The 20,257-nt window shown below is 56.0% G+C and carries 16 protein-coding genes; 9 read left to right on the top strand and 7 right to left on the bottom strand.

Annotated elements, in window-relative coordinates:
• Positions 1-4 precede the first annotated feature (4 nt).
• Together ACR0DU_RS05480 and hpaR are read right to left on the bottom strand one after the other, a co-directional pair.
• A complete protein-coding gene (locus tag ACR0DU_RS05480; protein ID WP_480872908.1) occupies positions 5-901 on the bottom strand; it encodes a helix-turn-helix transcriptional regulator in 897 nt (298 codons plus the stop codon).
• A 153-nt stretch (positions 902-1,054) separates the two neighbouring features.
• Positions 1,055-1,489 (bottom strand): homoprotocatechuate degradation operon regulator HpaR, encoded by a 435-nt coding sequence (gene hpaR, locus ACR0DU_RS05475; RefSeq protein ID WP_480873292.1) that lies wholly within the window; start codon positions 1,487-1,489, stop codon positions 1,055-1,057.
• 149 nt (positions 1,490-1,638) lie between these two features.
• Here hpaR and ACR0DU_RS05470 point away from each other — a divergent pair, with 149 nt between their 5' ends.
• The gene (locus ACR0DU_RS05470; RefSeq protein WP_480872906.1) at positions 1,639-3,048 is read left to right on the top strand and encodes a pyridoxal phosphate-dependent decarboxylase family protein; all 1,410 of its coding nucleotides are present in this window, start codon (positions 1,639-1,641) and stop codon (positions 3,046-3,048) included.
• Here ACR0DU_RS05470 and ACR0DU_RS05465 read toward each other — a convergent pair.
• Positions 3,045-4,187 carry a DUF3095 domain-containing protein gene (locus tag ACR0DU_RS05465; protein WP_480872904.1) on the bottom strand — a complete coding sequence of 381 codons (1,143 nt, stop codon included), beginning with the start codon at positions 4,185-4,187 and terminating at the stop codon, positions 3,045-3,047. The two genes, ACR0DU_RS05470 and ACR0DU_RS05465, sit on opposite strands and share 4 nt — an antisense overlap.
• A 146-nt stretch (positions 4,188-4,333) precedes the next feature.
• Between ACR0DU_RS05465 and ACR0DU_RS05460 the strand changes: the two genes are divergently transcribed.
• From ACR0DU_RS05460 to ACR0DU_RS05435, 6 genes are all read left to right on the top strand, one after another.
• Positions 4,334-5,506, top strand: a complete 1,173-nt coding sequence (locus tag ACR0DU_RS05460) for an MFS transporter (protein ID WP_480872902.1) — start codon at positions 4,334-4,336, stop codon at positions 5,504-5,506.
• A gap of 15 nt (positions 5,507-5,521) precedes the next feature.
• Positions 5,522-5,653: a hypothetical protein gene (locus ACR0DU_RS05455; RefSeq protein WP_480872901.1), complete on the top strand. Its 132-nt coding sequence runs from the start codon at positions 5,522-5,524 to the stop codon at positions 5,651-5,653.
• 12 nt (positions 5,654-5,665) lie between these two features.
• The gene (locus tag ACR0DU_RS05450; RefSeq protein WP_010443044.1) at positions 5,666-5,791 is read left to right on the top strand and encodes a hypothetical protein; all 126 of its coding nucleotides are present in this window, start codon (positions 5,666-5,668) and stop codon (positions 5,789-5,791) included.
• A 279-nt stretch (positions 5,792-6,070) separates the two neighbouring features.
• Positions 6,071-7,093, top strand: coding sequence for an aspartate-semialdehyde dehydrogenase (locus ACR0DU_RS05445; RefSeq protein ID WP_480872899.1), 1,023 nt, complete (start codon positions 6,071-6,073; stop codon positions 7,091-7,093).
• 320 nt (positions 7,094-7,413) lie between these two features.
• Complete coding sequence (locus ACR0DU_RS05440; protein ID WP_480872897.1) at positions 7,414-9,636, top strand: HEAT repeat domain-containing protein; 2,223 nt, start codon at positions 7,414-7,416, stop codon at positions 9,634-9,636.
• A 216-nt stretch (positions 9,637-9,852) separates the two neighbouring features.
• Positions 9,853-11,328: an NAD-dependent succinate-semialdehyde dehydrogenase gene (locus ACR0DU_RS05435; protein ID WP_010443040.1), complete on the top strand. Its 1,476-nt coding sequence runs from the start codon at positions 9,853-9,855 to the stop codon at positions 11,326-11,328.
• A 60-nt stretch (positions 11,329-11,388) separates the two neighbouring features.
• Here ACR0DU_RS05435 and ACR0DU_RS05430 read toward each other — a convergent pair whose 3' ends face one another.
• The 4 genes from ACR0DU_RS05430 to ACR0DU_RS05415 form a co-directional block, all read right to left on the bottom strand.
• Positions 11,389-12,594, bottom strand: coding sequence for an MFS transporter (locus ACR0DU_RS05430; RefSeq protein ID WP_480872895.1), 1,206 nt, complete (start codon positions 12,592-12,594; stop codon positions 11,389-11,391).
• A 179-nt stretch (positions 12,595-12,773) separates the two neighbouring features.
• On the bottom strand, positions 12,774-13,205 hold the full coding sequence (locus ACR0DU_RS05425; RefSeq protein ID WP_480456924.1) for a universal stress protein: 432 nt from the start codon (positions 13,203-13,205) through the stop codon (positions 12,774-12,776).
• Positions 13,202-15,811, bottom strand: a complete 2,610-nt coding sequence (locus tag ACR0DU_RS05420) for a TRAP transporter permease (RefSeq protein WP_480872893.1) — start codon at positions 15,809-15,811, stop codon at positions 13,202-13,204. Before ACR0DU_RS05420 ends, ACR0DU_RS05425 begins: the two co-directional genes overlap by 4 nt.
• A gap of 107 nt (positions 15,812-15,918) precedes the next feature.
• On the bottom strand, positions 15,919-16,881 hold the full coding sequence (locus ACR0DU_RS05415; RefSeq protein ID WP_480872891.1) for a TAXI family TRAP transporter solute-binding subunit: 963 nt from the start codon (positions 16,879-16,881) through the stop codon (positions 15,919-15,921).
• Positions 16,882-17,125: 244 nt separating this feature from the next.
• Here ACR0DU_RS05415 and ACR0DU_RS05410 point away from each other — a divergent pair, with 244 nt between their 5' ends.
• Both ACR0DU_RS05410 and ACR0DU_RS05405 read left to right on the top strand, forming a co-directional pair.
• The gene (locus ACR0DU_RS05410) at positions 17,126-19,516 is read left to right on the top strand and encodes an ATP-binding protein (RefSeq protein WP_480872889.1); all 2,391 of its coding nucleotides are present in this window, start codon (positions 17,126-17,128) and stop codon (positions 19,514-19,516) included.
• A complete protein-coding gene (locus ACR0DU_RS05405; RefSeq protein WP_480872887.1) occupies positions 19,513-20,130 on the top strand; it encodes a response regulator transcription factor in 618 nt (205 codons plus the stop codon). The genes ACR0DU_RS05410 and ACR0DU_RS05405 overlap by 4 nt, the downstream gene beginning before the upstream one ends.
• The last annotated feature ends 127 nt before the right edge of the window (positions 20,131-20,257 follow it).

The following is a 20,257-nucleotide window of genomic DNA, read 5'->3' as shown; positions in this document are numbered from 1 at the left end:
TGTATTACCTCAAGAACCCATGTTCTTCGACAAGCTCCATCAGATCTCTAATCGACTCATTCTCGGTCCGCCCGGTTGTATTCAGCTGAGCGTTCGCACGCCCGTACAATGCCTCGCGACTGGCGAGTATGCACTTGAGCTGCTCCATTGCTTTTGGATTTCCTGCCATGGGACGTTCGTCGCCTTGCGCGCGCACCCTTTCCATATGCTCGGTGGGTGTGGCCCGAAGCCAGACGGTGTGAAACCGGCTCAGCAATGTCGTATAGGTCGAAGGCTCTGAAACGATGCCACCAGCAACAGCAAGAACCATTCGATCATCGGCGGCAATGACCCGGTCCAACGCTTGCGCTTCGAGGTTGCGATATCCCTCTTGCCCGTAGAAGGCCATGACTTCAGCCAATGGCATCCCCGACATTTCTTCGATCTGAGCCGTCAGTTCCACAAAGGGCAGCTTAAGCGCAGCGCCAAGTAGAGCACCCAGCGTTGATTTCCCCGCGCCACGTAAACCGATAAGACAAACCCGCTGTGCCCGAGCATTCTCAGCAGGATCGGGACACAGTGCCCTCATGACGTTGTCTTTGACGTCATCGCTGGCCTGCCGGAACAGTTCGAGCATCTGCAAATCATCCGAATCCCAGGGATCTTCTTCGCCGATCAGCCATTCGGCCTTGTAATCCAGCGCCTGCGCAATCCGATGCAGTACTCCGATCGAGATATTGCCCTCACCAGCTTCGAGTTGCGCCAGATACCGGGGCGAAACACCCGAGCTTTCCGATAAAACCCGGCGCGGAATGCCGCGCATTTGCCTGGCCTTCCGCACGCGCGCTCCTACGCGCTCGCTCAAATCCTGCGTGGCGAATTCTTTAGGCTGTGCCGGTTTTTGCGGCTTGGGCCCATCCATCTTTGTCAGACCGTTTGTTCCAAGTGACCTTCAAGCTACGACGCTAGAACGACGCGGGCAATCGATATTGTACAAGCTCAGGAACCGATGCAGGAATTGCTGCCCCAAAAACAAACAAACAACCATTGTTTAGAGTCTATCCAACTTGAGTAATTAGCTTTTAAATTCGTGTAGTTCGCTCAAAAGATTCAGCAGTGTTTCGTGTTGCTCAGCCCCCATCAATTCGCGCGTTTGTGCCGCCAACCGCAACATTTCCGGCAAGTTGGCGTGAATGATCTGCATTCCTTCTTTGGTGATTTCGACGACCTGGCGACGACGATCTTTTTCGACGGCCTGCCGTTTGATCAACTTTTTATCTTCCAGCTTTTTCAGAATCCGAGTCAGGCTGGGAAGCAACAAACAAGCGCGTTCTGAGATCTGCGTGGGTTCTTGCGGACCTTCTTCTTGCAAGACGCGCAGAACGCGCCATTGTTGTTCAGTTACCCCTGCGTCAGCTAAAACACCACGTATCGGCCCCATCACCCTTTCACGCGCACGCAACAAGGCAATCGGCAGTGATCGAGACGTCAACGGCAAACTATTCGTCATGGTTAATTTTGACGCGACTCCCTTTGTTTCGCAATAGGTTGCTAAGTTCACGCAAACTTGCAGGGCTGGATTTTAATTAACTTGTTCATTAATAGTGAGTCGAAGTGATTATTCAGTAGGCAGATCAGATTAGCCGCAAGGAGACCGCAATGAATTGGGACGAATTTTCCGTATGGGGCAAAAAAATCGCTGATTGGACACAAGATTATCACCTGACCGTTGGCGACAAGCCCGTTCGTGCAAGAACTGAGCCTGGCGATATTCTGAACGCCCTACCCACCCATCCGCCCGAGCATGGTGAAGCAATCGAAAGTATTTTTCGCGATTTTGAACAGATCGTGATGCCCGGTATCACCCATTGGCAGCACCCCCGATTCTTCGCCTATTTCAACTCGAACGCGTCGGCGCCGTCGGTGCTGGCTGAATTCCTGGCCAGTGCCATCGCGCCGCAATGTATGCTGTGGCAGACCTCTCCCGCCGCGACCGAAATGGAAACGCGGATGATGGATTGGCTGCGCGAGGCGCTGGACCTGCCTGAAGGATTTGCCGGGGTCATACAGGATTCCGCCTCTTCGGCGACGCTAGCGGCTGTGTTGACCATGCGCGAAAAGGCAATGAACTGGCAGGGAAACAGCCAGGGTCTTTTTGGCCAAAAGCCACTGCGTGTTTATTGCTCGTCCGAAGTACATACCTCAATCGACCGCGCCATTTGGGTTTCGGGGATCGGACAAGACAATCTTGTGCGCATCCCAGTTCAAGGTGATTGGCGTGGGATCGATCCAAACGCGCTTGAAGCAGCGATTCAGTCCGATTTAGACTCTGGTTTACAGCCGGCTGGTGTGATCCTTTGCGTTGGTGGAACAGGAACCGGGGCGACTGATCCGGTGGATCGCTGCCTTGAGATTGCGCGTAAATACGGGCTCTATTCGCACGTCGACGCTGCCTGGGCCGGCTCTGCTATGATCTGTCCCGAATATCGCAAATACTGGCCGGGCATCGAACAAGCTGACAGCATCGTCTTCAATCCGCATAAATGGCTAGGTGTCCAGTTCGATTGCTGCGCACATTTCTTGAAGAACCCCGATGATTTGGTCCGCACGTTAGCGATCAGCCCAGAGTACCTAAAAACCCATGGGAAAGACGGAATCATCAACTACTCGGAATGGTCGGTACCACTGGGCCGTCGGTTCAGGGCATTAAAGCTGTGGTTTGTCATCCGAACCTACGGGCTAGAGGGGCTGCGTGAACGGCTGCGCAATCATGTCAACTGGTCGGTCGCGCTGCATGATCGACTGGCAGCTGAGCCGGACTTTCGGATCGTCACACCGCCAATGTGGTCGCTGTGGACCTTCCGATATGAGCCGCAGGGCGCCATCGACCTGGACGACCTGAACTTGCGGCTGGTGAATGCGATTAATGATGACGGGCGGATTTATCTGACCCAGACCCGCGTTGACGGTGATTTGGTCATCCGCTTTCAGGCTGGGCAGTTCGAAACCACCGAGAGCGATGTTTTGATGGCATATGACGTGATTACAGAAATCGCGCGCAGCCTTTAGGCCCGCATCACAGCTGCGGCCTGCGCGTAGCCGCCTGAGGCACCGTCAACAAAGTGCACATGGTCATCGCTCATCGCTGAGGGCACAAAGCAGGTCATCATCGCCTCTTGCTGAGAATGCAGGCCGTATCGGATATTACCGCGTGCCTGAGCGTCTTCCAGCATCCGGGTGATCTGCTCCAACGTGGATGGGTCGCAATCCAACGTCATCTTCAATCCGTCATCAAATTTGCGAAAATCCGCGTTGCGGCTGACCATTTCTTTATAGTGATTGGGTTCGAACTGCCCCAATCTTACACCAGTTTTGAACAACAGCCCGATCAGCATATTTTCGATCATCAGCCGTATCTTCTGAACCAGCAGATTGCGCCCAGCGCGTGAGACATGGGCATCGATATCAACACCTGGCGGAGGAAAGCTCATCGGTGGTCCCTTTTGGGGAACCGGATGACCGGCCCGGTCCAACCCTTCGGCGATCGATAAAACGGATTGGCTCAAAGCCGCGAAATCGGCCTCGCTAGACTCTAATGTTGGCTGAATTACCAGAGATACGATCTGACCGTGGCGGGCCGGACTGTTGGACCAGCGGCAAGACAGGCCCGTCAGGTCAGGCTGCGCGTCAGGCCCAGCCGGTGGAATGGCGACGCGCCCGGATTTCATCTGCGCCTCGGCCCAGGCCAATCCACCGCCTGTAAACATCGCATAGTCAACACCAGTAGAGGGCGCATAGCGGGCAACACGAAGATCGCGCCCAGCAGCGCGGATGTCAGCCACTGAAACCAGCCCTGCGCGCAAAGTGATGGCAAATTCTGTTTCGGCCCAACTCTGCAAAGCCGCTAACGTTTCGCGCGCGATCTCGGCATCTTCGCCCGGCACTGCAAAGCCGGCCCCATCGCCGCCAAAGACATAGGGAAATACGCGACTACCCAGCGCGTTGATCATGCCTGAAATAACCGCAGCACCAACCATGTTGACGGTTTTGTAACGGCCACGCTCGATCTCTCCGGTCGAGTCCACGATATCCGCGACTCCCAAAACCCACGTATCAGGCAAAGGTGTAAACTGCACCGGATCGCTCAGTCGCAGGAAGCTGTCTGAAATAGGGACTGAGTCATAAAATAAAGAGTCTGAAGGGGGCATAACACTCTCTGAAATTCCCAAAACTGCTTTCAAGATAGCCCAAATGTGAAGGATGTCTGCCCCTTTCGCGCTACCCCGAGCGCTTGTGCAAGCCCGCACAACGTGCAAAGCATCTCGGCAGGGTATACGGGCAAAAGAGGCAGCAGATGCAGGCAGGCTTGATGGTGTTATGTCTGGCTTATGTCCTCAGCCAGTTTTTTCGCGCATTCCTGGCCGTGCTGACCACCGATCTGGGCAGAGACATCGGGGCCACGCCGGAAGACCTGGCATTTGCGTCGGGGCTTTGGTTTCTGGTTTTTGCCGCTATGCAAATCCCGGTGGGCTGGGCTCTGGATCGTGTCGGCCCAAGGCGCAGCTCTGCGATGCTGTTGCTGATTGGCGGCGCAGGCGGGGCTGGCCTGTTCGCCATTGCAACCACTCCGTTTCATGTTGCGCTGGCCATGGCGCTGATCGGGGTTGGCTGTTCCCCTGTCCTGATGGCGTCCTATTATATCTTTGCCAGAGAATTTCCACCTGCCAAATTCGCCACGCTCGCCGCGGTAATGCTGGGCGTTGGGTCAGTCGGCAATCTGGTGGCCTCTTACCCAACGGCTCTCGCGGTTGAGCTTATGGGGTGGCGGGCGACATTGGGTGGTTTAGCGATCATTTCGGGCGTGGTGGCTGCAGGGATCTGGCTGACGGTGCATGATCCCAATAAGGTCGAGACCGAACACAAAGGATCGGTTCTGGACCTGCTGAAAGAGCCCGCCCTCTGGACCATCCTGCCACTTATGCTGGTGGCCTATGCGCCCTCTGCGGCGTTGCGCGGTCTCTGGGCAGGGCCTTATCTGCGCGATGTATTTGACCTCAGCACTACTCAGATCGGGCAGGCAACGCTGATCATGGGTGCCGCGATGATTGCGGGCACCTTTGCCTATGGGCCTTTGGACCGCATCCTTAAGACCCGCAAATGGGTGATCTTCGGTGGCAACGCCCTGGGCGCAGCAACTTTAGGACTGCTGTGCCTTTGGATTGACGGGGACGTCTGGCTCTCGGTCTTGCTGCTTGCGGTCATCGGCTTTCTGGGCGCCAGTTTTCCGGTCATCATGGCGCATGGTCGCGCCTTCATTCCAGCGCATCTGGTCGGGCGTGGTGTCACCCTGCTGAACCTCTTCGGCATCGGCGGTGTCGGGTTAGCGCAATTTGCCACCGGGCGCATCCATGCGGCCAGCGCCACGATCAGCCCCTCGGCGCCCTATACCGCAATCTTCGGCTTTTTCGCCGCCACCCTTGCCATTGGTTGCGTGATCTATCTGTTCAGTCGGGACAGCGTGGACTGAAACCGGAGCCCACCCGTGCGGGACATCGAAGTAGTTGCGCTCAAATTGAAACTTTCCCCGTCAGGTGTGACGACTACGGTTATCCGGCTGCTGCCGATAGGTGAAAAGATGATCGGCATCTGCACCACCAAAGCGTTCGAAGCCTAGCAGAAACAAAAATTGCAGGACGCCGGGCTTGGAGACCGAGTTCATTTTCTGGGCGAACACCCCTGGGATGAGATTGTCGAGACCTATCGCGCGCTCGATCTGTTCGTGGCCCCGCGCGGCACGAAGGATTTGGCCTGACCTCGCTTGAGGCGATGGCCAGTGCGCCGGAAGATATGCTGCATGACCGCGCCGCATTAACCACCGCGGAACACGCCGCGTGCACCCATGTCGAACAGAATTTCGAATCGAAGGCGAGGCGCAGGCAATTGTCGAGGTTTGTCGATCCTTGCTGAAACAACCCTGAACGGTATTGAACTGTGTCAAATCGGTGTGACGGGGTGAAATAAGCCGAAACGCCTCTTTTTTCTTTGCCGCAACGCGGCTATGAACGCGCGTCCTTAACTTTGGAGACATGAAATGGGCTATCGCGTCGTAGTCGTCGGCGCCACAGGAAATGTGGGCCGCGAAATGCTGAACATCCTGGCGGAACGCCAGTTCCCCGTCGATGAACTTGCCGCACTGGCAAGCCGTCGTTCACTGGGTACCGAGGTTAGCTTTGGCGACACGACACTCACGACCAAGGACCTGGATACTTTCGATTTCACCGGCTGGGACATGGCGCTGTTTGCCGTGGGTTCCGAGGCAACCAAGGTATACGCCCCCAAGGCGGCGGCGGCTGGCTGCGTGGTGATCGATAACTCGTCGCTTTATCGCTATGACCCGGAGATTCCGCTGATCGTGCCAGAATGTAATCCCGAGGCGATCCACGACTACAAGAACAAGAACATCATCGCCAATCCCAACTGCTCGACCGCGCAGATGGTCGTCGCGCTGAAGCCGCTGCATGACCGTGCACGCATTAAGCGCGTGGTTGTCTCGACATATCAATCAGTGTCGGGTGCCGGTAAGGAAGGCATGGATGAGCTTTGGGATCAGACCAAGGCCATCTACAACCCGACGACCGAAGTTGAGCCGAAGAAGTTCCAGAAGCAGATCGCTTTCAACGTGATTCCGCAGATCGACGTCTTCATGGAAGACGGTTCAACCAAGGAAGAGTGGAAAATGGTTGTCGAGACCAAAAAGATCGTCGATCCGTCGATCAAGGTCACCGCAACCTGTGTTCGCGTTCCGGTCTTTGTTGGCCACTCTGAGGCCGTAAATATCGAGTTCGAGGAATTCCTGGACGAAGACGAAGCCCGCGACATCCTACGCGAAGCGCCGGGCATCATGGTGATCGACAAGCGTGAAGCGGGCGGCTACGTCTCGCCCATCGAATGCGCGGGCGACTTCGCCACCTTCATCAGCCGTATCCGCCAAGACTCGACCATCGAGAACGGCCTGAACCTGTGGTGCGTGTCCGACAATCTGCGCAAAGGCGCAGCGTTGAACGCAGTTCAGATTGCAGAATTGCTGGGCCGTGAGGTTCTGAAAAAAGGCTGAGGCTGCACAATTTCGAAAGTCGATTAAACCCCGCTGCGCCATCAGCGGGGTTTTTCTTTTTTGAGGGCAAAGGGGCGTTAGCCCGCAGGACTGCCGACGCCTGCTGCTGATAAAAACCAGCAACGACCATCGATCGTCTGGCGGGCAGAGTTGACGTTCAGTTTATCACTTCTTGGACGGCATCTATCGCCCAAATTCAACGGCCTGAGACCTTCATCTCAATCCAGATAGCTGGCGCGCAGCATTCAAATGTGAGCGTAAAATGCTCTGCCGTGAAAACCATTTCCCAGAAAAATGCCCAAATGATAGGCTGAGAAATTATGGAAAGCCGACCAAATCGTCGATTAGCAGCTATTTTAGCCGCCGATATCGCAGGCTATTCAAGACTGATCGGCTTGGACGAAGAAGGCACCATAGACAAGCTGCGTTTGATCCGTGCCGAAGTCATAGAGCCATTGGTCTCAGGGCATTCGGGGCGCATTGCGAACACGGCGGGTGACAGCTTTCTGATCGAATTCCACAGCGCGGTCGATGCGGTGCGTGCGGCGGTCGAGATACAATCGGAACTTTTGAAAAGAAACTCAGATATCGAACCTGACCGCGCAATCGTTTTTCGGATCGGATTGAATGTCGGTGATGTGGTCTCGAACGCGAATGACATATTGGGCGACGGCGTCAACGTGGCCGCGCGACTTGAGGCATTGGCGGAACCGGGTGGAATTATCGCGTCGCAGTCGATCGTTGAATATGCCCGCAACAAGGTTCCTTTCAGTTTTGCGTCAATTGGTCCGCAATCAGTCAAGAACATCGCAGAACCGGTTGAGGCTTTCTTAATAGATACTGATGCGGCACCCTTTCTGACAAAACCGAAAGCGAAAAATGCGTCACGGTTTCTTAAGTTGGCTGCGGTTATGGCTGTGCTGATATTGATGGGGTATTTCGGGGCAATGACCTGGAAAAAGGGGCAACTGCGCGCCTCAGAAGCACAATTGGCCTACCCGCTACCAGACTTGCCATCAATTGCCGTGCTTCCGTTGACAAATTTTACCAGCGACCCGTCCAACAAGATGCTGATAGACGGCGTTTCTGAGGACCTGATTACGGATTTATCCCGCATTTCCGGTTTATTTGTCATCGCGGGAAATACCTCTTTCGCTTTTCAGGACCGCGACATTGATGTTCCAGGCTTTGCCGAAAAATTGGGTGTTCGTTACGTCGTCGATGGAAGTCTTAGACGCACCGATGAAGGTTTTCGGGTCAATATCCGCCTGACCGACACGGTAAACGGTAGGTTGATTTGGGCCGAACGTTTCGATGGTGAAATTGACGAGATTTTTGACCTGCAAAACAACATTGTGCTGGCGATTGCGCAGGAGCTTGATGTTCCTCTCGATTCTCAAAGTCGGATTGCAATCGAAAACGTAGAAACGGAAACCATCGAAGCACGCGAAGCATTCCAGCGCGGTTGGGAGCTTTATTCGCGTTTCAATGAGCGCGACAATCTGGCTGCAATTCCGCATTTTGAAAGCGCAGTCGAGTTGGACCCTGATTATGGTCGTGCCTGGGCGACTCTTGCTCTGGCACATTTACGACCGCACATTTTCCACCATTGGACAGGCTTCGCAGGCGCTGACGAACAGTTGCATATTGGTCTGTTCTACAAGTACTTCCGCGAACTGACGGAGCAGGACACCTCATTGATCCACGTCGTCCGGGCGATAGTCAGTCTTAACCTTCCGGATTGGGACAGTGCCCAGGGCGTAAGTCGGGGAACGGATGAAGCCAGGCAAGAGGCCGCAAAAGCCATTGCCCTGCAACCCAGCGACCCAGAGGCGCATTTAACAATGGGATGGGCCCTGATTGCGGGCGGTGAACCTGAGGAAGGACTGGCCTTTGTACAGGCTGCAATGCGTCTCGACCCTGCGTATCCCAGCCACTACGCGTTGTTTGAAGGTGCTGCGCTTTTTGCAATGGATGATCTGAACGGCGCAGAGGCGGCCATATTGCATGAACTGGATCGGAACCCTCAGGCAATTGAATTGATGCCATTTGCGGCCTCGGTTTTGGCCTTAAATGGCGATCGGAGCTCTGCGCGGGCAATGATCGATCGATGGCAGAAGGGAAAGCATGAGCGGGTTCTGAACGAAGTTGTTCGCGAGTACTTCTTTATAGTGCGCTGGATTGGCGCGCAGCAATATTTGAACAATCGCTTGAAAAAAGGCCTTCGATTGGCCGCGCTTGCACCGAGTACAACGATAGCGAGCCTCAAAGCCGATTTGTCACGCGGGGATGCCAAGGAACAGCGTGAAGCGGCTCAAACATTGGCGCTATTTGGTGCCAATGCAGCACCAGCAGTTCCTGAGTTGATCAAGCTGCTCGACAGCCCGTCGGTTTTTGTCAGAAAAGAAGCAGCCATTGCTTTGGGTGAAATTGGAGAAAGTGCCTCATCTGCGTTGCCCGCATTGGAAGCAAGCATTGACAAGTCCTTGTCTGGGAGTTTCGCTGCCCGAGCCATTGAACAGATACGCGGATACTCACAATAGTGACGACCTTGATCTCTGCCCGGAGACAGGACCCAAACACAGAAATGGTGAGATTGTGTATACGAAAGCCATGAGGCGTGGATTGATCCTGCTGACATGTGGCGTATATGGGAACGTAATCCGATTCCTCGCACCACTAACGGTACAGGACAAAATCTTCGCCAAGGCCATGTAAATCCTCGAAGCCTCGGTCGACGCTACTAAAGGAGCCTGATCATGCTGGACACCAAAGTGACGAAACTGGAGCTGAAGGATCCCAGCCTTCTGGAAACCCGCGCCTATATCAACGGCGCATGGGTTGAGGGTGAGGCGACCTTTCCGGTTCACAACCCTGCCACCGGCGATCTGATCGCCAATGTGACGGATATCGACATCGAAGGCACCAGGCAGACCATTGATGTGGCTTATGCAGCGAAAAAGGAATGGGCCGCGCAAACCGGTAAGGAACGCGGCGCGATCCTGCGCAAGTGGTTCGATCTGATGGTCGAAAACGCTGACGATCTTGCTACCATCCTTACCGCCGAGATGGGAAAACCCTGGGCTGAAGCGCGCGGAGAAATTCTGTATGGCGCGTCCTTCATCGAGTGGTTCGCGGAAGAGGCAAAGCGTATCTACGGCGACGTGATCCCCGGCCACCAGCGTGACAAGCGCATCGTTGTGCTAAAGCAGCCCGTGGGCGTGGTGGGATCGATCACACCATGGAACTTCCCCAACGCGATGATCGCGCGCAAGGTCGGCCCTGCGCTGGCCGTGGGCTGTACGTTTGTGGCACGTCCTGCAACTCTTACACCGCTTTCGGCGCTGGCGATGGCAGTACTGGGCGAACGTGCGGGTATCCCGGCAGGCGTGCTGAACGTGATCCCCGGCACCGATAGCTCGGGTGTGGGCAATGAGCTGTGCACCAACGACAAGGTTGCCAAGATCACCTTTACCGGCTCGACCCGTGTAGGTCAGATCCTGATGCGTCAGGCGGCAGGCACCATCAAGAAGATGTCGCTGGAACTGGGCGGCAACGCGCCATTCATCGTGTTCGACGACGCCGATGTGGACGCCGCCGTTGACGGCGCGATGATCGCGAAGTTCCGCAACAACGGTCAGACCTGCGTTTGCGCCAACCGCATCTATGTGCAAGCAGGTGTCTACGATGAATTCGCTGCCAAGCTGGCCGAGAAAACCAAGGATCTGAATGTGGGCAATGGCTTTGGCGACGGCATCACCACAGGCCCGCTGATCAACGACGCAGCGGTCGCCAAGGTCGAAGAGCACATCTCGGACGCGGTATCCAAAGGCGCGACGGTCACGATGGGTGGCAAACGCTCGGATCTGGGCGGGACATTCTTTGAACCCACCGTTCTGACCGGCGTAACCCGCGACATGGTGGTCGCGAAGGATGAAACCTTCGGCCCCGTTGCCCCTCTGTTCAAGTTCGAAGAGGAAGACGACGTCGTTGCCATGGCCAATGACAGTGAGTTCGGCCTGGCTTCGTATTTCTACAGCCGCGATTTGGCGCGGGTCTGGCGCGTTGCCGAGGCGCTTGAATCGGGCATGGTGGGCGTTAATACCGGCCTGATCTCGACCGAAGTTGCACCGTTTGGCGGTGTCAAGCAGTCCGGTCTGGGCCGCGAGGGTTCGAAATACGGAACCGAAGATTTCCTTGAGATGAAGTATCTCTGTATGGGTGAAATCCAGTAAGCGCATTCAAGTCGTCGAAAGCCAACGCACTCGCGGGTCGCTGCGGGTGCGTTTTTTTTGTCAGACCGAGGCGTGCCCGCGCAAACGAACCACCAAAGGCATCATCGCCAACACCAAAACGGCCGAGAAAAAGAAGGGTGCGCCCGGAAGGTAGACGCCTTCAGCATCGACTGAAGCCTGAAAAAGGCCGGTCATCACCAGGGGCGACAGGACAGCAGCAACAGATGATAGCGACGCGATGACCCCCTGCACCACACCCTGACGGTCTTCGTCGGCCTGGTTCGAGGCCATTGCCGTCATCAATGCGGGCACAAGATCAGACAAGGCGGCCAGCAAAAGAAAGACCACAAGGGCGGTGATCGTTGCGGTAAAACCAAATCCGATCAATCCAATCAGCGCGGATATCATCCCCAGCATCAATGTGCGGTAATCGCCAATCCACCTGATAAAAAGGGGCATTAATCCCCCCTGCACAATCGCCAGCAACACGCCGTAAGCAGCAAGCGACAGACCAATGTAGAGTGTCGGCCAGTCGAAAACTTCACGCGTCCAGAACGCCCAAAGGGTTGGGTAAACCATGTTGGCAAATTCAAAGATGAAAATGCACAGCAGCGGTACCGCCAACCCTGGAAACCGGAAAGCGTCAAAGATCGATTTGAACGGATTCAGATCGCGCTTGCCAAAAGGGCGGCGTTTTTCGGGTGTAAGGCTTTCGGGCAATACAAACACACCGAACAGGGCGTTCGCGGCGGATAAAACCGCAGCGATCCAGAACGGCGCGATGATACTGATCTCGGCTGCAATGCCTCCGATGGCTGGCCCAAGTACAAACCCGATCCCGAAAGCCGCTCCAATCAGACCGAAATTTGCAGCCTTTTCAGTGGGCGAGGATATGTCGGCAATATAAGCCGTCGCGGTGATGTAGGTTGCCCCGGCCAAACCTGCGAGCGTGCGCCCCAGAAGAAGCAACCAGAAACTGTCAGCCAATGCCATGATCACGTAATCCAGCGCGAGCATGACCAAGGCGGCTATCAGGATCGGCCTGCGTCCGATGGCGTCCGAAATGCTGCCTACAATGGGGCCGCACAGGAACAGCGCTCCGGCATAGGCCGCCATCAGCAGCCCGCCCCAAAAGGCGCCCTGCCCGGTGTCCCCAGCACCAACGCGGTCCATCAGGTCGGGCATGATGGGGAACACGATGCCGATACCGATGGCATCGATCATCAGCGTGATCAGAATGAAGGTTATGGCTCGGCTTTTGAACATATCGCCCTATCGGACGGGTACGCGGCTAAAGCAAGAGGAAAGGACAGAACTTTTCACTTGTCGGGCAACCGTTTTCAATCACGTCAAACTCACCCGCAGCCATACCTTTGATGAGTGAACTGGCTGCCCCGTCGAAAGCAACCAATCTCAACTTCCCGGCCCCCTTCGGTCCGCTTGAGCTAGCGCACGACGTAAACCGAGGTATTTGAGTGCCGAACGACCCGTGCAGCATTTGGACCAAGCAGATAATCCTTAAAATCAGGCTTATGCGCACCGATCACGATCAGGTCCGAGCCCGCACCTTCCGCGGTTTTGAGGATCTCTTGATAGGCGCTGCCGGTGGCCACCACATGACGGACCTTGGCATTGCGCTCTTCCCCCAGCGTGGCGGCGCAGAGGGCGACCAGCTTTTCATGAGCCTCTTCAATCACCTTTTCGTGGTGGTGGGGTTCGAAGAAACTGCTGACGAAACCTTCGCCATAGTCAGGTGTCACAGTCACGACATCCAGCCGCGCGCCATCCATTTCGGCCAGCGCTGCGGCGCGTTCTAGGACAGCAACATCAAGATCGCCATTGCTGATATCCACGGCGCACAAAATTGCTTGGGTCATGCGGGTTCTCCCTGTTTTGCGGCGCGGCCGCGCTGGAGGAAGGCGACAAGACCCAACAGGATCAGCGCCGGGATAAAGATCAGCTCTTTCGCGGGCTGGCTTTGCGGGGCCTGAATGCTGGTGATGCGAACGGCATCGTCAGCATAATAGTCGAACATATCCAGCTCATCCGCGACCGGCGTACCGAACATCGGCTCGTCAAGCTTGACCAGACCATCCTCTTCCAGCGTCATCAGGCCCAGAGCGTCAACGCGTGCTGTGCCATCGGCCCCTTCCGGAATGTCCAGAACCACGGTGGTTTCGGTCATATTGCCGGTGTCAAAATCCGGGCCCGCGACCTCGATCCGCATGGTGCTACCTGGCACGGCCTCACCCACGGCCTGCGTCAGCTGTGCCGGTTCGATCTGCGCAAACGGCGGTGCGATACGGTTCATGAAGAAATCCGGGCGGAACAGCGCAAAGGCGATCAGGATCAGCGCAACGCTTTCATAGATGCGGTTCTTGGTCAGGAACCAGCCCATGGTGCCGGCGGTGAAAATCAGGATCGCAATGGTCGCAGAGACGGCCACCAATATGCCCTGTACCCAGCCCACATCGATCAGCAACAGGTCAGTGTTGAAGATGAACACGAAAGGCAGTGCAACGGTGCGCAAGCTGTAGAAGAAGGCGGTGAAGCCGGTCTTGATCGCATCCCCGCCCGAAACGGCGGCGGCCGCAAAGCTCGCCAGACCAACTGGCGGTGTTACATCAGCCATGATGCCGAAGTAGAACACGAACAAGTGCACCGCGATCAGCGGCACGATCAGACCGTCCTGCGCGCCCAGTTCGACAACCACACCTGCCATCAGCGAGCTGACCACGATATAGTTCGCCGTGGTCGGCAGGCCCATGCCGAGGATCAGGCTCAGCAGACCGACCAGCGCCAGCATGGCGATCAGGTTGCCACCCGACAGGAACTCGACCAGGTCAGCCATCACCTGGCCCACACCGGTCAGTGTGACGGTGCCCACGATCACGCCCGCCGTAGCGGTCGCCAGAGCGATACCGATCATGTTGCGCGCGCCGTCGATCAGCCCGTTCCACAGGTCGGTAGCACCGGCCTTGAATGCGTTCGCGGTGTCACTTTCGCCCCGGAAGATCGACTTGAGCGGCTTCTGCGTCAGCAGGATCACGAACAGCAGCGAAGTCGCCCAGAAGGCTGATAGACCCGGTGATTTCTGTTCGATCATCAGGAAATAGACCAGCACGATGATCGGCAGCAGGTAATGCAGACCAGCCTTGTAGATCTCGGCGATCACCGGCAATTCGACCTCTTTGGCATTAGGATCGTCGGGAACCAAGTCCTCAACTCCGGAAGCCAGCCAAAGTAGGATCAGATAGGCAAGAACAATCAGCGCCGACAGGACCAGCCCCGACGCGTCGGGCATAAGCGCAACGATCGCCTTGATCGGGTACTGTATGCCGTAGCACAGCCCAGCAAAGCCCACGAAGAACAGCGCCATGCCGCCAATCGTACGACCCATCGAAACAACGCGGTCGCCCAATGTCGGCATGTTCCGCTTCACCGCTTCAAGATGCACGATATAGACCAGCGCGATGTAGGAAATTGCAGCAGGCAGGAATGCATGGGTGATCACCTCAACGTAGGAGATGCCTACATATTCCACCATCAGGAAGGCCGCAGCGCCCATCACGGGCGGCATAATCTGACCGTTCACGGATGAGGCAACCTCGACCGAGCCTGCCTGTTCGCTAGAAAAGCCTACACGTTTCATTAGCGGGATGGTGAACGTACCGGTCGTCACAACGTTTGCGATGGATGACCCCGAGATCAGGCCGGTCGCTGCCGAACCCACAACAGCCGCTTTGGCCGGGCCACCGCGCAGGTGTCCTAGTGCGCCAAAGGCCATCTTGATGAAGTAGTTGCCCGCGCCCGCCTTATCCAGCAGTGCGCCGAACAGCACGAACAGGAAGACGAACTTGGTTGAAACGCCCAGCGCGATGCCAAAGACACCTTCGGACGTGATCCACATATGGCTCATCGCCTTTTGCAGGCTGGCCCCTTTCCAGCGGATCACCTCGGGCACCCACTCGGAGGAACCGAAGAAGACGTAGGCGAGAAAGATCGTGGCAATGATAGCCATCGCAGGGCCAAGCGCGCGACGCGCGGCCTCAAACAGCAGCAGTAGGCCAACAAGGGCGAACCATTTGTCGGTGTCGTCTGCAAGGCCGCCTGCATCAACGATCTTTTGGTAGAAGAAATAACCGTAAAGCGCCAGGAATGCGCCGACGATCCCCATAATCCAGTCTTGAACAGGGATATAGTTTCGCGGGCTGGATTTAAGCGCCGGATAGGCCGAGAAGGCCAGGAACATCGCAAAGGCCAGATGTATCTGGCGAGAGTTATTCACCACGCTGCCCGGCAGCAGGTAATTCGATAAGGGAGAGGCCAGAACGACCTGAAACACCGACCACAAGACCGCAACGATCGCTAGAAACAGCCCGACATTTCCCGCCGGATCACGCGCGCCTGCATCTGATGAGGCAACCAGTTCCTGAAGCTCTTCTTCGGAAAGAGGGCGGTTGCCCTGTGTGTCGGAACTCATGTTGGTATCTCCCTGTCCTTCGGCCTTGGTTTTTGCAGCCGTCTTGTCTCCGGTTTAGCCCGGATATGAATCGGGGCGCCCCGAAAGGCGCCCCGTGTCAGGTCTGGTTACTGAATCCAGCCTTTTTCTTTATAGTACTTCTCTGCACCTGGATGCAGCGGTGCCGACAGGCCATCCGCAATCATCTCTTCCGGTTTCAGGTTGGCAAATGCCGGGTGCAGCTTTTTGAAGTCATCGAAGTTTTCGAAGACCGAGCTGACAACCGCATAAACCGCATCTTCCGAAACGTCTGCCGAGGTCACGAAGGTCGCGCCTACACCAAAGGTCGATGTGTCGCCGTCCGAACCACGGTACATACCACCGGGGATGGTAGCGGTACGGTAGAACGAGTTGTCACCCACCAGCTTGTCAACCGCATCGCCACTGACATTCACCAGAACCGAGTCGCACGCGGTGGTTGCTTCCTGGATCGAACCGGACGGGTGACCAACAGTGTATACCATTGCGTCAATCTGGTTATCACACAGAGCAGCAGACTGTTCAGCCGCTTTCAGCTCGGTCGCCAGTTCGAAATCGTCGGTGGTCCAACCCATCTCACCCAGCAGAACTTCCATGGTGCCGCGCTGACCGGAACCGGGGTTGCCGATATTGACGCGCTTGCCCTTCAGGTCTTCGAAATTCGAGATACCCGCGTCGGCACGCGCCACAACCGTGAACGGCTCTGGGTGTACCGAGAACACGGCACGCAGGTTCTCAAACGGGCCGGCTTCTTCGAATTTCGAGCTGCCGTTATACGCGTGGTACTGCCAGTCCGACTGTGCCACACCAAACTCAAGCTCGCCTTCGCGAATGGTGTTGATGTTGTAGACCGACCCCCCAGTCGACTCCACCGAACACCGGACCCCGTGCTCTTTCCGGCCCTTGTTGACCAGACGGCAGATCGCGCCACCCGTCGGGTAATATACACCCGTAACGCCGCCAGTTCCGATCGTGATAAACTCTTCTGCATATACCGCTGGTGCCATCAGGGCCGCCGCGGCAAATGCGGTGATTGAGGATTTCTTGAACACTTTGACACTCCTGTTGTCAGTCTTTTTTAATCTGTTGGGGTGCCTGAAACCTTTCAGAACACAACACAAAAAAATCGCACTGGAATCAGGCCCCCCGATGAATAAGAGGAAAGCGAAACCAAACAGCAGGTGTCTATACGGTTGATTACGTATAGGCTTGGATTCGAAGATAGGGGAATGAGGGTAATCGGCCGCAGGTCGCGTCTTAGGTACCGATACTTGTATAAGGTCGTTTGGACAGAATTTGGACCACGCAGGACATCAAGAACTTCGTCCAGATCATGCCGAACCCGCGCGCAGGCGCAGGTCGCTGCGTGCAACGCTTGCATTGTGCCTGGGTGGGTTGCAGTTTCTCGCGATCCTTTCCGTCATCCTGTCGACCTTTGTCAGCTCGGAAAACGCGCTTTTGCGGCAATCGCGCAATTCTCTGAACGAGGTTAGCGTCAACGTCATCGGGCAGGTCAAAAGTTTCCTGAACCCAGCCCGGCAAGCATTAGATGCTACGAGGCGTCTTGCCGAAAATGACGTTCTGGACATCAGCGATGCCACCGTTTTGGAAAGCCATTTCTTCCAGCAGCTTCAGGTCGCACCACAGCTTGCTGGGATGTATCTGGCCGATGAGACTGGCAGGTTTGTCTATGTGATGCGCGCAGAAGAGGCCGGGCGCTATCGCACCAAGTACGTTCCGCCATTTCTTGAGGGTACTACCGAGCATCCCGCCGATTTCAAATGGCGCAACGATCAGTTTACTCTGCTTGAGACGGCGGCCACCGACACCGATACCTATGAGGCGCGCAGTAGGCCTTGGTTCCGAATGGTCTCTGAGACCAAAGCGCCGATCTGGACAGAACCCTATATCTTCTTCACGACGCGCCAGCCGGGGATCACCTATAGCGTGCCGATCTTGGACGAGGATGGAAACATCCGCGCCATTTTGGGTGTCGATATCCAGATCGACGCCCTGTCGGGATTCCTGCTGGATATCTGGTCTGAACGACGCGGCGCCGCGCTGGTTCTGAACGAAGATGGTGCGGTTCTGGCACACCCAACGCTCGTATTGATCCGGCAGGAAGCCCATATGGAAGCGCCCGAGTTGACCCGGGTGGATCAGATCGCGGACCCCATCGCGCAAATGGCGTTCGGAGATGTGGTGCAAACCGATCTAAGCGACACTGAGGGTCCTGTCCACACGGATTTCCAGCTAAATGGTCAAGACTATGTGGCGATGTTAATCGAAGTGTCCGAGCCGGGGCTGCGTTGGCTAATCGGCCTTTATGCTGCCGAGGACAACTTTATTGGCGAGATCAAGAAGAACCGGACACAAGGCGTCTGGATCGCGCTGGCCATCGCCATTCTGACCGGCGCAATCGGGCTTGCCATGGCCGACCGGATCTATGCCCCGGTGCGCACCTTTGCCAGTCAGAGCCAGCAATTGTTCAGTGGGGAGATCACGCCCGAAGAAGGTTTGCACAGCCCTTATCGTGAGCTGGAAGATACCGGTGTGGCTCTGACGCAAGAGGTCAAACAACGTCAACGGTTCGAAACCGCCTATGGCCGCACCTTCGATCTGGCCTCGCGGGGAATGGCCCAGATCTCACCCGAGACGGGGCGGTTTCTACGGACCAACGAACAGCTTTGCGACATCATGGGGTATCAGCCGGAAGAACTGGAGAAGATGACGCTGGCCGACATTCTGCCCGAAGACGGTCATCAGATTGCGGTCAAGTTCCGCGAAACCCTGCTGCAGGATTCCGAGTTCATAATCGAGAGCCAGTTTATCCGCAAAGACGGATCACCGATCTGGCTGCGGGTCAACGCAATCCTGATCCGCGATGAAAGTGGCATACCCGATCACGCAGTTGCCATTATCGATGATGTGAGTGATCGGAAGCAGGCCGAGGATGAGGCCGGCCGCCTTAGCCGCGATCTGTCCCATGTGGCGCGGGTCAACTTGATGGGTGAGATGGCATCCGGGCTGGCGCATGAGCTGAACCAGCCACTTAGCGCGATCTCATATAACGTTGACGCTGCGAAGATCACGTTGGATGAAATCGGCGATCCCGATCCTGAACTGACCGAGATCCTTTCGGATATCGACCGCCAGTCTCGCCGCGCAGGCGACATCATCCGCGCCCTGCGCGAAGTGGTGCGAAAGGATCGCGGACGTCAAACCCCGTTTGAGCTGAGCGGGCTGATCCGGCAAACCGTCAGTCTGATGGAGGCCGAGGCGAAACTGCATGAGATCAAGTTGCATTTTGAGGAATCCGGCCTTCCCCCGGTGATCGGAAACCGGACACAGATCGCGCAGGTGCTGGTCAATCTGCTGCGCAATGCAATTGATGCTCTGGCGCGTGATCCGGTCGCGAAAGGCCAGATCAACATTATGACCCGAACCACAGATGAAATGGTCGAAGTTCATGTGCAGGACAATGGGCCCGGCGTCAGTGATGATGTCACTTTGTTCAATACATTCGACACGCAAAAGACCGACGGAATGGGTCTGGGCCTGTCCATTTGCCGAACCATTATCAAAGCCAATGGCGGAACGATTTGGTATGAACCCACCGAAACAACCGGCGCATGCTTTTGTTTCACCCTGCGCCGTAGCGACTTATCCGAGGAAAATCAGGAATGATCTTTGATCCGCAGGTTGTATACATCGTCGATGACGACGAAGATGTGCGTATCGCCCTGTCGCGTTCCCTCAGCAAACGTGGGATGCAGGTCGAACACTTTCCGGATGCACAGGCCTTCCTAAACCAAGTGCATGAAGATGCAAAAGGATGTCTGATCCTTGATTACGGAATGCCGGGGATGGACGGGCTGGAACTACAGGACCATCTGAACCGGCGCGACTCGACTCTCCCGGTCATATTCATCTCAGGCCATGGGGGCATTCCGGAATCGGTCCGCGCCACAAAGGCAGGCGCAATTGACTTTCTGGAGAAACCTTTCGAACTGCAGGTGCTGGTTGAACGAATACAGGCCGCTTTCGAACTAGGCACAAAACTGCGCGCCGAGAAAACAAGGCGTCGGATGCTTGCAGATAAGCGCAGACTTTTGACCGAGCGCGAGGAACAGGTGCTGCAGCATATTCTGACCCACCCCTCGCGGACATCTAGCAAAGAGATTGCCACCGCACTGGGAATAAGCCCTCGCACGGTGGAAATTCATCGGGGACGCATCCAACAGAAGGTTGGTGTGAAAACGACCATCGAGCTGTATGAGCTATTTGGGCAGATGCACTGATCGCAAGCGTTACGACGTACACGCCCAAAACTTGATTTGGCGCAGCAGCAATACTGAGCTTTGGTCCTAGGCATCCTCTGCAGATGTGCAACAATTTTTCATAAAGCGCTTGTGCTTAGATGCGTTA

It is taken from the genome of Ruegeria sp. G2, assembly GCF_056533505.1.
The sequence above is the reverse complement of the archived record's forward strand: the minus strand, read 5'-3'. Positions and strand labels throughout refer to the sequence as shown.